The 12,178-nt window shown below is 67.1% G+C and carries 14 protein-coding genes (1 of these 14 running past the window's edge); 10 read left to right on the plus strand and 4 right to left on the minus strand.

The window, feature by feature from the left end:
- Together RALTA_RS14510 and RALTA_RS14515 are read left to right on the plus strand one after the other, a co-directional pair.
- Window positions 1-1,217: the 3' portion of a nucleoside recognition domain-containing protein gene (locus tag RALTA_RS14510; protein WP_012354158.1), read on the plus strand. The gene continues 28 nt to the left of window position 1, outside the view; the window shows 1,217 of its 1,245 coding nt (coding positions 29-1,245); its start codon lies off the left edge, out of view; its stop codon occupies window positions 1,215-1,217.
- Between the two features lie 387 nt (window positions 1,218-1,604).
- Entirely contained in the window at window positions 1,605-1,883 is a 279-nt protein-coding gene (locus RALTA_RS14515) for a DUF1488 family protein (RefSeq protein ID WP_012354159.1), read from the plus strand.
- A gap of 18 nt (window positions 1,884-1,901) precedes the next feature.
- Here the strand turns inward: RALTA_RS14515 and RALTA_RS14520 are convergent, their stop codons facing one another.
- Window positions 1,902-2,372: a universal stress protein gene (locus RALTA_RS14520; RefSeq protein WP_012354160.1), complete on the minus strand. Its 471-nt coding sequence runs from the start codon at window positions 2,370-2,372 to the stop codon at window positions 1,902-1,904.
- A gap of 202 nt (window positions 2,373-2,574) precedes the next feature.
- Here RALTA_RS14520 and paaA point away from each other — a divergent pair, with 202 nt between their 5' ends.
- The 7 genes from paaA to RALTA_RS14555 all read left to right on the plus strand — a co-directional run bounded on the left by paaA (window position 2,575) and on the right by RALTA_RS14555 (window position 8,121).
- The gene (gene paaA, locus RALTA_RS14525) at window positions 2,575-3,594 is read left to right on the plus strand and encodes a 1,2-phenylacetyl-CoA epoxidase subunit PaaA (RefSeq protein WP_012354161.1); all 1,020 of its coding nucleotides are present in this window, start codon (window positions 2,575-2,577) and stop codon (window positions 3,592-3,594) included.
- A gap of 26 nt (window positions 3,595-3,620) precedes the next feature.
- Entirely contained in the window at window positions 3,621-3,908 is a 288-nt protein-coding gene (gene paaB / locus RALTA_RS14530; protein ID WP_012354162.1) for a 1,2-phenylacetyl-CoA epoxidase subunit PaaB, read from the plus strand.
- A gap of 10 nt (window positions 3,909-3,918) precedes the next feature.
- Window positions 3,919-4,770, plus strand: a complete 852-nt coding sequence (gene paaC, locus RALTA_RS14535; protein WP_012354163.1) for a 1,2-phenylacetyl-CoA epoxidase subunit PaaC — start codon at window positions 3,919-3,921, stop codon at window positions 4,768-4,770.
- Window positions 4,771-4,801: 31 nt separating this feature from the next.
- Window positions 4,802-5,371, plus strand: coding sequence for a 1,2-phenylacetyl-CoA epoxidase subunit PaaD (paaD, locus tag RALTA_RS14540; RefSeq protein ID WP_025585992.1), 570 nt, complete (start codon window positions 4,802-4,804; stop codon window positions 5,369-5,371).
- A 24-nt stretch (window positions 5,372-5,395) separates the two neighbouring features.
- Complete coding sequence (gene paaE / locus RALTA_RS14545; RefSeq protein WP_012354165.1) at window positions 5,396-6,499, plus strand: 1,2-phenylacetyl-CoA epoxidase subunit PaaE; 1,104 nt, start codon at window positions 5,396-5,398, stop codon at window positions 6,497-6,499.
- Between the two features lie 196 nt (window positions 6,500-6,695).
- Window positions 6,696-7,493: a DUF1835 domain-containing protein gene (locus RALTA_RS14550; RefSeq protein WP_012354166.1), complete on the plus strand. Its 798-nt coding sequence runs from the start codon at window positions 6,696-6,698 to the stop codon at window positions 7,491-7,493.
- 10 nt (window positions 7,494-7,503) lie between these two features.
- Window positions 7,504-8,121, plus strand: a complete 618-nt coding sequence (locus RALTA_RS14555) for a TetR/AcrR family transcriptional regulator (RefSeq protein WP_012354167.1) — start codon at window positions 7,504-7,506, stop codon at window positions 8,119-8,121.
- Between the two features lie 27 nt (window positions 8,122-8,148).
- Here the strand turns inward: RALTA_RS14555 and kefC are convergent, their stop codons facing one another.
- A complete protein-coding gene (gene kefC / locus RALTA_RS14560) occupies window positions 8,149-9,963 on the minus strand; it encodes a glutathione-regulated potassium-efflux system protein KefC (RefSeq protein WP_012354168.1) in 1,815 nt (604 codons plus the stop codon).
- Complete coding sequence (kefF, locus tag RALTA_RS14565) at window positions 9,960-10,514, minus strand: glutathione-regulated potassium-efflux system oxidoreductase KefF (RefSeq protein ID WP_025585997.1); 555 nt, start codon at window positions 10,512-10,514, stop codon at window positions 9,960-9,962. Before kefF ends, kefC begins: the two co-directional genes overlap by 4 nt.
- A 329-nt stretch (window positions 10,515-10,843) precedes the next feature.
- Between kefF and RALTA_RS14570 the strand changes: the two genes are divergently transcribed.
- Window positions 10,844-11,542, plus strand: coding sequence for a GNAT family N-acetyltransferase (locus RALTA_RS14570; protein ID WP_012354170.1), 699 nt, complete (start codon window positions 10,844-10,846; stop codon window positions 11,540-11,542).
- An 83-nt stretch (window positions 11,543-11,625) separates the two neighbouring features.
- Here the strand turns inward: RALTA_RS14570 and RALTA_RS14575 are convergent, their stop codons facing one another.
- Window positions 11,626-12,120: an Lrp/AsnC family transcriptional regulator gene (locus RALTA_RS14575; protein ID WP_010813460.1), complete on the minus strand. Its 495-nt coding sequence runs from the start codon at window positions 12,118-12,120 to the stop codon at window positions 11,626-11,628.
- Window positions 12,121-12,178: the final 58 nt, after the last annotated feature.

The raw sequence follows: 12,178 nt of genomic DNA on the forward strand, positions 1-12,178 counted from the left end.
TTTTCCTGATCTCCTTCTCCGCAGCCTGCGTCCGCGTGGCCCAGGGCGACCTTGCCGTCTTTCCGGCGATGCTCGGCAGCCTGTTCGACAGCGCGCGCACAGCGTTCGAGATCGCGCTCGGGCTGGCAGGGGTCATGAGCCTGTGGCTAGGCATCATGCGCATCGGCGAGCGCGCTGGCGTTGTCGACGTCTTCGCCCGGCTGGTGAACCCGCTGCTGCGGCACTTCTTTCCAGGGGTGCCGCGGGGCCACCCCGCGCAGGGCGCCATGATGATGAACGTGTCGGCCAATCTGCTAGGGCTGGACAACGCTGCCACGCCGCTGGGCCTGAACGCCATGCGCGAGTTGCAGACGCTGAACCGGCGCCCGGATGTCGCTACCGACGCGCAGATCATGTTCATCGTGCTGAACTCCGCCGGGCTGACGCTGATCCCGACTTCGGTCATCGCCATCCGCCAGACCATCGCCGTCAAGCAGGGGCTGGTCGGCTTCAACGCCGCCGACATCTTCCTGCCGACGTTGCTGGCCACCGGCGGCTCTTGCCTGGCCGGGCTGCTGGCGGTGGCATGGGTCCAGCGAATCAACTTGCTGCGGCCCGCGGTGCTGGTGGCATTCGGACTGGTGATCGCGCTGCTTGGGGCGATGTTTGCGTGGTTACAGCATGCGCCGCCGGAGCATGTAGGCACCGTGACAGCACTCGCCGGTGCCGGCTTCATCCTGTCCCTGATTACTCTCTTCCTGATCTGCGGGGCGTTGCGCAGAGTCAATGTATATGACGCATTCATCGACGGCGCGAAGGAAGGCTTCGGCGTAGCCGTGCAGATCATTCCTTATCTGGTCGCAATCCTGGTCGCCATTGGCCTGTTCCGCGCCGCGGGTTGCATGGACGTGCTGATGGCCTGGCTCACGCACGCCATCGCCGGACTGGGCGTCAACACCGACTTTGTGCCGGCGCTGCCGGTCGGATTGATGAAGATCCTTTCGGGTGCGGGCGCGCGCGGGCTGATGGTCGACGTGATGACGACCTATGGCGTGGATTCTTTCCAGGGCCGCCTGGCGGCGATCATCCAGGGGTCGACCGAAACCACCTTCTATGTCCTGGCGGTGTACTTCGGCAGCATCAACGTGCGCGATACGCGGCATGCACTCGGTTGCGCGCTGGTAGCGGACGCTGTCGGCATTATTTGTGCTGTAGGCGCCGCCTATCTTTTCCGCTGACCCGCCGAAAACGCAATTTGTTGCTCGCGTACAACGCCATTGTGCTCATCATCCTACATTGACACATTGAGACTTGGTGCGTCGCAACAAAACGTGTATAGTGAAGTCTGTCTCCTCCACCACCTCGGTGGATTCCAACCCACGCACAACCTGCGTGGGTTTTTTTTTCGCCTGTGTCCGGCTGCTGTGGCGACATCGTCCGCTATTTGCCCGGATGGATTTCCGCAACGCAACAAGCTGCGCCAAAGGCGACGGCATGGCTGGCGGAAAGGACTCTTGCCTGTCAGGCCGGCATTGCCCGTACGACCGAGCCGCCGGCGGGACTTTACGGAACGCGCGCTTGACCTATATTGATGGGATAACGCCGCCGCCAGCACGAGGCACGCCATGTCCGACATCACGTTCCCTCGCAGCCTCCCCACCTACTGTGCAGCCAGCCTGACGCTGTCCTGCCCCGCGACGGTCAACGGCAGTCCCACCCTCTATTCCGTCACCGCCGAGGCGCTCGAAGCCCATTTCGGCGCGCGCTCGCCGCGCGAGGAAGACCTGGTGGCGGCCTTCACCAATAACCGCCAGCAGATCGAGCGCCTGGCCGAGAGCCTGTTCGAGCTGACCAAGGCGCGAGAGATCGTGCTGCGCAGCGGACACTTCCGCTTCGCCGGCTAACCCAGCCGGTCGGACGTTTCAATCGTTTTTCGCTTCGCCGCGCACCAGCAGCACCGGCACGGTGGACTGGCGGATCACCGCCTCGGCCACACTGCCAAGCACCAGCCGGCGCACCCCGCGCCGGCCGTGCGTGCCAATCACCAGCAGGTCTGCCCCCCATTCGCGCGCGGCCTCGTTGATGGAAGCACCGATATCGCCTGGCACCGCAGCGGCGGTAACCAGGCGGCTTTCATGCGCGACGCCCGCCCGGGCCAGGCGTTGCGCGGCGCCCTGCAAGGCTCGCTGCCCGCTTTCCTCGAAGGCTTTCTGCAGCTGGCTCGGGTCGTAGTATCCGGCGTCGAACATGGGCGTGCCGGTGTCGACGACATAGAGCGCCAGGACGGTGGCTCCGCCGGCGGACGCCACGCGAATGGCTTCGTCCACCGCCAGTTCCGAGGTGCTGCTGCCATCCACCGCCACCACGATCTTGCTGTATGCCGCGCCAGTCATAAGGCTACCTCCGTCGATGAAAAAGAGATGCGGCACCGTGCCGCCTGTCTTGGATAGTACACATCGCGCGAAGCCGGCGTCATGTGCCTGCGCAAATGCGCGGCGGTGCGGCCCCTTAAATTGACCGACCGGTCGGCTTATATATAATAGGGCCAGCCGCAAGAGCCCCGATGGGGCGTGGCGCCCCGCCAGAGGAGACGACATGTATACGCAGAGTCTTGACCTGCCCGGCCAGCACGCCGATGCAGCGCAGGCCAGTGCGCCGCCCGATGAAGCCGCACGCCAGGCGGCGTTCGACGCGTGCATGGCCGCCGACGGCAAGATCGAGCCGCAGGACTGGATGCCGCAGGCCTACCGCAAGACCCTGGTGCGCCAGATTTCGCAGCATGCGCATTCCGAGATCGTCGGCATGCTGCCGGAAGGCAACTGGATCAGCCGGGCGCCTTCGCTCAAGCGCAAGGCCATCCTGCTGGCCAAGGTCCAGGATGAAGGCGGCCATGGCCTCTACCTGTATTCGGCGGCCGAGACCCTGGACGCCTCGCGCGACGACCTCGTCGACGCGCTGCACAGCGGCAAGGCCAAGTATTCATCGATCTTCAATTACCCGACGCTGACCTGGGCTGACGTGGGCGTGATCGGCTGGCTGGTCGATGGCGCCGCGATCATGAACCAGATCCCGTTGTGCCGTTGTTCGTACGGGCCGTATGCGCGCGCCATGATCCGCATCTGCAAGGAAGAGTCCTTCCACCAGCGCCAGGGCTTCGACGCGCTGCTGGCCATGATGCGCGGCACCGATGCGCAGCGCGAGATGGTGCAGGACGCGGTCAATCGCTGGTGGTTTCCGGTGCTGATGATGTTCGGTCCGCCCGATGCGGCCTCGACCAACAGCGCGCAGACCATGGCCTGGGGGATCAAGCGCATTTCCAATGACGACCTGCGTCAGAAGTTTGTCGATGCCACGGTCGAGCAGGCGCGCGTGCTGGGCGTGACCCTGCCAGACCCGGGGCTGCAGTGGAATGCCGAGCGCGGCCATTACGACTACAGCCCGCTCGACTGGGACGAATTCTGGCGAGTCATCAACGGCGACGGCCCCTGCAACAGGGAACGCCTGGCCACCCGCGTGAAGGCGCACGAGGACGGCGCCTGGGTCCGCGAAGCCGCGCTGGCCCATGCCGCCAAGCTGGCCGAACGCGAGTCCGGCGCCGGTCGCGCCGCCGCCTGACCCCTGACATCGCCGAGGAGATCCCGATGCAACGCAAGGAATGGCCGCTGTGGGAAGTGTTCGTGCGCAGCAAGCAAGGCCTGGAACACAAGCATTGCGGCAGCCTGCACGCGGCCGACGCGCAGCAGGCGCTGCACATGGCGCGCGACGTCTATACGCGGCGCCAGGAAGGCGTGTCGATCTGGGTGGTGCCCTCCGCGGCCATCACCGCCAGCGTGCCGGAGGAAAAGCCGGAGCTGTTCGACCCGATGGCCGACAAGATTTACCGGCATCCGACGTTCTACCAGTTGCCCGACGAAGTCAACCACATGTAAGGCCCGCACGATGACCGCGTCCCCACAGCCTGCCGTGCCCGCTTCGCTCGACCACCTGCCGCCGGCGCGCACCGCCGCGCTGCGCTACGTGCTGCGCCTGGCCGACAACGCCCTGATCCTGGGCCAGCGCAACGCCGAATGGTGCGGCCATGGGCCGGTGCTGGAAGAAGACATCGCCCTGGCCAATATCAGCCTGGACCTGATCGGCCAGGCGCGACTGCTCTATGGCCGTGCCGGCGAACTGGAGGGCGAGCTGACCGGCCTGCCCCGCCACGAGGATGACTATGCCTACTGGCGCGCCGAGCGCGACTTCCGCAACTGGACGCTGCTGGAACTGCCGCATCGCGGCCCGCTGGCCGGCAACGCCGCCGCCGGGCGCGACTACGCCGTCACCATCGTGCGCAACTTCCTGTACAGCGCGCTGATGGTGGAACTCTGGCAGGCGTTGCAGGACAGCCGGGACGAGCAACTGGCCGCGATCGCCGCCAAGGCCATCAAGGAAACGCGCTATCACCTGCACCACGCGGCTGGCTGGATGGTGCGCCTGGGCGACGGCACCGAGGCCTCGCACGCGCGCATGCAGCGCGCGCTGGAGCACCTGCTGCCCTATATGAATGAGTGCTTTGCGCAAGATGCCGTCGAAAGCGAGGCCGCCGCTCAGGGCATCGGGGTGGTCACCGCCACGCTGCGCCCGGCCTGGGACGCCACCGTCGCCGAGACGCTGGAAGCGGCCACGCTGAGCCTGCCGCCGGCCACCGGCTTTGTCTCGACCGGCAAGCACGGCGTGCATTCGGAACACATGAGCTACCTGCTGGGCGAGATGCAGGGGCTGGCGCGGGCCCATCCGGGCGCGCAATGGTAAGCGCACGCTTCGGCGCAAAGGGTTGATCCGCATGAACGTCACCTCCCTCCCCTCCCATGCCGTGCACAACGACGGCGCCACCAGCGGGCGCGTCGCGCGCGCGTGGGCGGCGCTCGAGGCGGTGCCGGACCCGGAGATCCCGGTGGTGTCGATCCGCGAGCTGGGCATTCTGCGCGAGGTGGTAGCGGCGCCGGACGGCGTGCTGGAGATCGTCATCACGCCCACCTATTCTGGCTGCCCGGCGATGTCGCAGATCGGTGAGGACATCGGCCAGGCGCTGGACCGCGCCGGGCTGGGGCCGTGGCGCCTCCGCACCGCGCTGGCGCCGGCCTGGACCACGGACTGGATCACGCCCGCCGCGCGCGAGCGCCTGCGCGCGTTCGGCATCGCGCCGCCGGGACAGTGCAGTGCGCCGGCCGGGGCGCAGCCGCTGCGCTTCGTGCCGCGCGCCGCGCGCGCCGGCGCGCCCGACGCCGTGGCCTGCCCGCGCTGCGGCAGCGTCCACACGCACGAGATCTCGCGTTTTGCCTCGACCGCCTGCAAGGCACTGTACCGGTGCCTGGACTGCCGCGAGCCGTTCGACTATTTCAAACCCTACTGAGCCCCCGGGCCGAGCCAGGCTGCCATGACTCCCCAGTTCCACCCGCTGCGCGTGGCGCAGGTGCGCCCCGAGACCGCCGACACCATCTCGATCGCGTTTGAAGTCCCGGACGCGCTGCGCGATGCCTATCGGTTTACGCAGGGGCAGTTCCTGACGCTGAAGGCACCGGTCGACGGCAAGGACCTGCGGCGCTCGTATTCGATCTGTTCGGCGGTGCAGGACTATGACGCCCACGGCGAATTGCGGGTCGCGGTCAAGCTGGTGGAGGACGGGCTGTTTTCCAGCCATCTGCACGATTCCATCGCCCCCGGGCAGCTCATCGACGTGATGACACCCGACGGGCGCTTCCACGTGCCGCTCGATGCCGGAGCCGCGCGCCACTATGTCGCCTTTGCCGCGGGCAGCGGCATCACGCCGGTGCTGTCGCTGGTCCGTACCACGCTGCAGGCCGAGCCGCACAGCCGCTTCACGCTGGTCTATGGCAACCGCAATGTCGACAGCATCATCTTTTCCGAAGCGCTGGAGGACCTGAAGAACCAGTACATGGCGCGCTTCACGCTCTACCACGTGCTGTCGCGCCAGCCGCAGGAGGTGGACCTGCTGCATGGCCGGCTCGACCATGCAAGGGTGACCGCCTTCCTGCAAACGCTGATCCCGGTCGACGACATCGACGCGGCCTTCGTCTGCGGCCCGGCCTCGATGATCGACGAGGTGGAAGCGGCGCTGCGCGATGCGGGCCTGGACCCGCATCGCATCCATGCCGAGCGCTTCGGGGTGCCGCTGGCACAAACCCGGCGCAAGCCGGCCGCCCATCCCGGTCATGTCGATGACGCCGGCCACGCGGGCACGGCGGAACTGGTGGTGGTGCTCGACGGCAAGCAGCACAGCATGCGCCTGCCGCTGGAGGATGCCAACGTGCTGGACACCGCGCTCGCCGCCGGGCTCGACCTGCCCTACGCCTGCAAGGGCGGCGTCTGTTGCACCTGCCGGGCCAAGGTGCTGGAAGGCAAGGTGGAGATGGAAAAGAACTACACGCTCGAGCCCTGGGAGATGGACAAGGGTTTCGTGCTCACCTGCCAGGCACGCGCCCTGACGCCGCGGGTGGTGGTCAGCTACGACGAACGCTGATCCGCGCACGCCGCCGCGTGCGTCGTCAGACAGTCGCCGACATTGGCCAGCACGGGCCGTGACTACAATGGCGGCAGGCGGCGCCCCTGCTGGCGCGATGCTTGCAGGCGGGTGATCGGGCGCGCGGTGCGGGCAGCTGTCGCGCCGCCGCCGCGGCGGCGCCAGCGAACCGCCCCACCCATATACAATCACGGCCATGCAATATATCCACGTCGTCAACGGTGATGTAGCAGGCACGACCCTGCGCCAGGCGCTGGCCCAGGCGGCGCGGCCGGATCCTGTCGTGGTGCTGCGCGACGATCTCGCGGTCGGTCCGCTGGCGGACATCGACAGCACCGGGATGATCCGCTCCGGCTTCTGGCAGCGCGTCGCCCCGCACACCGACATCGACTTCGCCGCCGAGATGCGCCAGGCGCTGGACCAGTTGCTGGCGCTGCGGCAGGACGACATGGAAGTGGCAATCTGGCACGGCCAGAGCGCGGCCGACCAGCTGATGCTGCGCCGGGTGGTGTTCCACCTGTACCAGGCGCCGCAGCGGATCAACGAGGTCGCGATGGACCTGCGCGAACTGGAAACGCCAGCACAGGGCAACCTGGCGGCGATCGGCATGTACTCGCCCGCGCGGCTGGCGCGGCGCTTCTCGACCATCGCGCCGGTCTCGGTGCTGCGGCTGGGGCGCCTCGGCTACGAGTGGCAGCAGAACGTCAAGGAAAACGCCGACGTGCGGCTGTGGAAGGGCAACACCCTGGTGCCGGCGGCCTATCGCACCATCGACGACATCATCATGGAGCGCGCCCCGGCCGACTGGACCCCCGCGGCGCAGGTGGTGGGCAGCGTGATGGGCGCGATCGAGGGCCTGCTGGCCAGCGACTGGTTCGTGTTCTGGCGCTGCCGCGAGCTGATCGCCATGGGCCAGCTGGTCCTGCGCGGCAACGCCGACTCGCTCGACACCTGCGAGCTGCGCCGCCACGCCGGCGGCAGCGGAGGCGAATAAACAAGAATATATGGCCCGTACCAAGGCACCCGACTTCGAGGCGCAGCGCGAGCAGATCCTGGACCTGGCCGCCGCAGCCTTTGCCAACAGCAGCTACCCCAGCACCTCGATGGCCGACCTGGCCGCCGCCTGCGGCACCTCCAAGGCGCGGCTGTATCACTACTACGAGAGCAAGGAAGCGATCCTGTTCGACCTGCTGGACCGCTACACGCGCCGGCTGATGCTGCTCGTCACCGAAGTCGAGGCTGACGCCGAGCGCCATGCGCGCACCGACAAGGAAGCCTTCGGCAACCTGATCCGCGCCTTCCTGGCCGAGTACGAGACCTCGCAGACGCGCCATATTGCGCTGATCAACGACGTCAAGTTCCTCGCCGAGACCCAGCGCGACGTGATCCTGGGCCGCGAGCGCGACGTGGTCGCGGCGTTCTCGCGCCTGCTGCGCCGCGCCTATCCGGAGCGCGTCACGCGCGAGAACCAGACCGCGCTGACCATGACCATCTTCGGCATGATCAACTGGACCTTCACCTGGCTCAAGCCGGGCGGCCGGCTCTCGTACGCCGACTTTGCCGAGATGGTGGTCGACCTGCTCGAAGGCGGCCTGCCCGGCCGTACTGCGGCCGGGCGCTAGGCTGGCCGCGCCGGGCCGCGCCCGCGCTTACATCCACTCGGCCTCTTCACGCTGGCGCCGCTGCTCGCGGTCCTGGCGGAACATCTCTTCCAGCTCGTCGCGCGCCTGGCGAGCCAGCGAGACCAGCTTCTTCTGGTCGGTGTAGTGCGGGTAGAAGCGGTCGATCGCCTCGATGTTGTGGCGCCGGAACCGCAGCGCCACGTTGCGCGCCTCGCCGGGGTCGAAGCCCAGCCCTTCCAGCACGCGCCGGCCCAGCATCAGCGAACCCTCGAACATCTCGCGCTCGAACAGCTGCACGCCGCGGTCCTTGAGCTGGTAGACATGCGAGACATGGCGCGCGCGGGCGTAGATCTGCAGATCGGGGAAGCGCTCGCGCACGCGATCGATCAGCGCCAGGCTGTCGTCCATGCTGTCGATGGCAACCACCAGGATGCGCGCGTCGGCAATGCCGGCGGCCTCCAGCAGATCCAGCCGGGTGGCGTCGCCATAGAAGACCTTGAAGCCGTACTGACGCAGGAATTCGATCTGGTCCGGATCGTGGTCCAGCACCGTCACGCCCACGCCCTGGGTGTACAGCAGGCGCCCGATGATCTGGCCGAAGCGCCCGAAGCCGGCGATCAGCACCGGGTTGTGCTGCGGCGTGATGACCTCGTCCGGCCGCTTCTTGCCGGCGCCGATGCGCGGCGCCACCAGCCGGTCATAGGCCAGCAGCAGCAGCGGCGTGGCCACCATCGACAGCGCCACCACCAGCACCAGCAAGGCCTCGGTCTCGCGCGGCAGCAGCCCGGCACCGCCGGCGACGCCGAACACCACGAAGGCGAATTCCCCGCCCTGCGAAATCAGCAGCGCGAACAGCAGGCGCTGCCCGCGGGCAATCGCAAAATGCTTTGCCAGCAGCGCCAGCACCGTGGTCTTGGCCACCACGAAGGCGGCCACCAGGCCCATCACCAGCCAGGGCGAGCGCGCCAGCACGGCAAAGTCGATCGACATGCCGACCGCCATGAAAAACAGCCCCAGCAGCAGGCCCTTGAACGGCTCCAGGTCCGCCTCGAGGGCGTGGCGGTATTCCGAGTCGGCCAGCAGCACGCCGGCCAGGAAGGTGCCCAGCGCCATCGACAGCCCCACCGCGTCCATCATCAGCGCGATGCCCACCACCAGCAGCAGCGCAAAGGCCGTGAACATCTCGCGCATGTCGGTCCGGGCGATAAACCGCAGCGCCGGGCGCACCAGGTAGCGGCCGCCGGCCACCACCGCGCCGATGACAGCCACGGCCTTGGCCGCCGCGAGCCAGCCGGCCGCGCCGGTGCCGGCACCTTCGGCGCCTTGCGTGGCCAGCAGTGGCAGCAGCGCGATCATCGGGATCGCGGCGATGTCCTGGAACAGCAGGATGCCGAAGCTGGCCGCCCCCGCCGGCGTGCCGAACAGGTTGCGTTCGGTCAGCGTTGCCAGCGCGATCGCGGTGGACGACAGTGCCAGCCCCAGCCCGGCCACCAGCGCTACCTGCCAGGACGCGCCCGCCAGCGCCGCGGCCACGCCGATCACCAGCGCGCAGGCGGCAAGCTGCGCGCCGCCGTAGCCGAAGATGCTACGCCGCAGCGCCCACAGCTTGCGCGGCTCCAGTTCCAGCCCGATCACGAACATCATCAGCACCACGCCGAATTCGGAGAAGTGCAGGATCGATTCGACATCGGTCACCAGGCGCAGCGCGAACGGCCCGATCGCCGCGCCGGCCAGCAGGTAGCCCAGCACCGCGCCCAGACCGCCGCGCCGCGCCAGCGGCACCGCCACCACCGCGGCGACCAGAAACACCAGCAGCGCAATCAGGAAGTCATGCTGGTTCATGCCTGCACCTCCGCCGGCACCGCATGGGTGCCCAGCCTTCCGCAGACGTGCGCGATATGGTCGGCCAGCGCCTGCGCGTCGGCGTTGTTGGCGTCATGCAGCACCACCGGCGGCAGCCAGGTCATGCCGCACAGCAAGGCGGTCTGCTCCAGCGGCAGCAGGAATTCGGCGATCGGGTGGCCATGCGTGCCTTCGGGCCCGTACGCGTCCGCCGTGCCGCCGGTGCTGACCACCGCCAGCAGCGACTTGCCGCGCAGCGCGGTGCCGCCGGGGCCATAGGCCCAGCCCGGTTCCAGCACTTCGTCCAGCCACAGCTTGAGCAGGGCCGGCACGCTGTACCAGCGCACCGGGAATTGCAGCACGATGGTGTCAGAGACCGACAGCACGCGCTGTTCGGCAACGACATCGATGTCGTAGTCGACATAGCGCCGGTACAGGTCGCGTACCTGGACCTGCGGCAGCGAATCCAGGGCGTCGGCCAACGGCCGGTTGACGCGCGAGCGGCTGGGCGTCGGGTGCGCGTAAATCACAACGATGGGGGGCTCGGTCATCGAAAGGCGTTGGAGCTGACTGGTAGTAGGAAAGAACCGCGTAGGGACGAGGAATTGTCGCGTTGCACAAAATCCACAGCCAAGGACGTGCAACAATTCATCACATTTTTTTAATCCATTGTTTTTATTCGACTTTATTTGCCAGCGTGGCAGGGCGTGGCTCTGTTGCGACGCAGGATGCTTACGTCAAACTGACAATTCCACTACAATACTTTTCGTGCTGCATCAAGTTGGTGTTTCCCCCGAGTCTCTCACGGGCTTTGGGAAAAGTGCCTGGAAAAACACCGCCGCAGTGCTATTTTTATCTGACTGCACCGGAAGGAATCATCGTGAACCCGCTCGAACTGAGCAAGGCCGTCGGCGCACTGACCGACGAAGATCTGCGCAAGGCAGCCGAAGCCGCCCAAGCCGCCCATCGCGCCACCGTCCTGGTGCGCGAGCTGTCGGCCCACCACCGCTCGCGCCTGCTGAAGCATTTCCTCGCGCTCGGCGAGGAGGATCGCCTGCTCCGTTTCGGCCAGTCGGTGGGCGACCACGTGATCGAAGCCTACGTCGACAGCATCGACTTCGACCATGACAGCGTGTTCGGCGTCTACGACGACAAGCTCGAGCTGATCGGCGTGGGGCATTTCGCCAACCTGCGCGACAACGCCCAGGGACGCGTGGCGGAGTTCGGCGTGTCGGTGTCGGGCAGCGCCCGCGGCCGAGGCATCGGCAGCGCGCTGTTCGAGCGTGCCGCCATCCATGGCCGCAATACCAACGTCCGCACGCTGTACATGCACTGCCTGTCGCGCAATGCCGCGATGATGCACATCGCCAAGAAGGCCGGCATGAAGGTCCAGTACGCCTACGGCGAAGCCGACGCCTACCTGGAGCTGCCCCCGGCGGATACCGCCAGCCGCCTGAGCGAGGCGCTGGACGAACAGCTCGCCGACCTGGACTACGCCGTGCGCCGCAACCTGCGCGACGCACGCCGCTTCGGCCTGCGCTTCTGGCGCACCATGGTGCCGCAGAAGCATACCGCCTGACCGGCCTGGCTCACGAGCCGCACGGCCCAGACAAAAACGGCGCATCGCAACGATGCGCCGTTTTGCTTTGCGGGCCCGCCTGCTCAGGCCGCGCCGCCCACCGGCAACGCCGTGGTGTCCTTGATGCTTTCGAGCGCGAAGCTCGAGCGCACGTCGATCACCGACGGGTGCGCCAGCAGCTGTTCCTGCATGAAGCGCGCGAAGTGCTCCATGTCCTCGACATAGACCTTGAGCAGCAGGTCCATCTCGCCGGTCATGGCATGGCAGGCCGCCACTTCCGGCCACACGGCGATGGAGGCGCGGAACAGGTCCAGCGGGGCCTTGCCCTTGGGGGCGCCGCCATGCTTTTCCAGCCGCACATTGATATAGGCCAGCAGGCCGAGGCCAATCTTGTTGGGCTCCAGCAGTGCCGCGTACTGCCGGATCACGCCGATCTCTTCCAGCCGACGGATGCGGCGCAGGCAGGGGCTGGGCGACAGGTTCACGCGCTCGGCCACCTCCAGGTTGGTCAACCGCCCGTTGGTCTGCAGCACTTCCAGGATCTTCCGGTCGATCTTGTCCAACTCCACCTTGCTCACGATATTGTTGCTCCGCAATATGTTTATTGGCAATTTTTTTGCGCAAATTTAGCAAGCC

Origin of the sequence: Cupriavidus taiwanensis LMG 19424, assembly GCF_000069785.1 — a bacterium.
In the GTDB taxonomy this organism is placed as follows: Bacteria; Pseudomonadota; Gammaproteobacteria; order Burkholderiales; family Burkholderiaceae; genus Cupriavidus; species Cupriavidus taiwanensis.

Excerpts from the sequence above, each read along its gene's own strand:
- RALTA_RS14515 (WP_012354159.1), top strand. The coding sequence starts at position 1,605 with ATGTCCGACATCACGTTCCCTCGCAGCCTCCCCACCTACTGTGCAGCC.
- RALTA_RS14520 (WP_012354160.1), bottom strand. The coding sequence starts at position 2,372 with ATGACTGGCGCGGCATACAGCAAGATCGTGGTGGCGGTGGATGGCAGC.
- paaA (WP_012354161.1), top strand. The coding sequence starts at position 2,575 with ATGTATACGCAGAGTCTTGACCTGCCCGGCCAGCACGCCGATGCAGCG.
- paaB (WP_012354162.1), top strand. The coding sequence starts at position 3,621 with ATGCAACGCAAGGAATGGCCGCTGTGGGAAGTGTTCGTGCGCAGCAAG.
- paaC (WP_012354163.1), top strand. The coding sequence starts at position 3,919 with ATGACCGCGTCCCCACAGCCTGCCGTGCCCGCTTCGCTCGACCACCTG.
- paaD (WP_025585992.1), top strand. The coding sequence starts at position 4,802 with ATGAACGTCACCTCCCTCCCCTCCCATGCCGTGCACAACGACGGCGCC.
- paaE (WP_012354165.1), top strand. The coding sequence starts at position 5,396 with ATGACTCCCCAGTTCCACCCGCTGCGCGTGGCGCAGGTGCGCCCCGAG.
- RALTA_RS14550 (WP_012354166.1), top strand. The coding sequence starts at position 6,696 with ATGCAATATATCCACGTCGTCAACGGTGATGTAGCAGGCACGACCCTG.
- RALTA_RS14555 (WP_012354167.1), top strand. The coding sequence starts at position 7,504 with ATGGCCCGTACCAAGGCACCCGACTTCGAGGCGCAGCGCGAGCAGATC.
- kefC (WP_012354168.1), bottom strand. The coding sequence starts at position 9,963 with ATGAACCAGCATGACTTCCTGATTGCGCTGCTGGTGTTTCTGGTCGCC.
- kefF (WP_025585997.1), bottom strand. The coding sequence starts at position 10,514 with ATGACCGAGCCCCCCATCGTTGTGATTTACGCGCACCCGACGCCCAGC.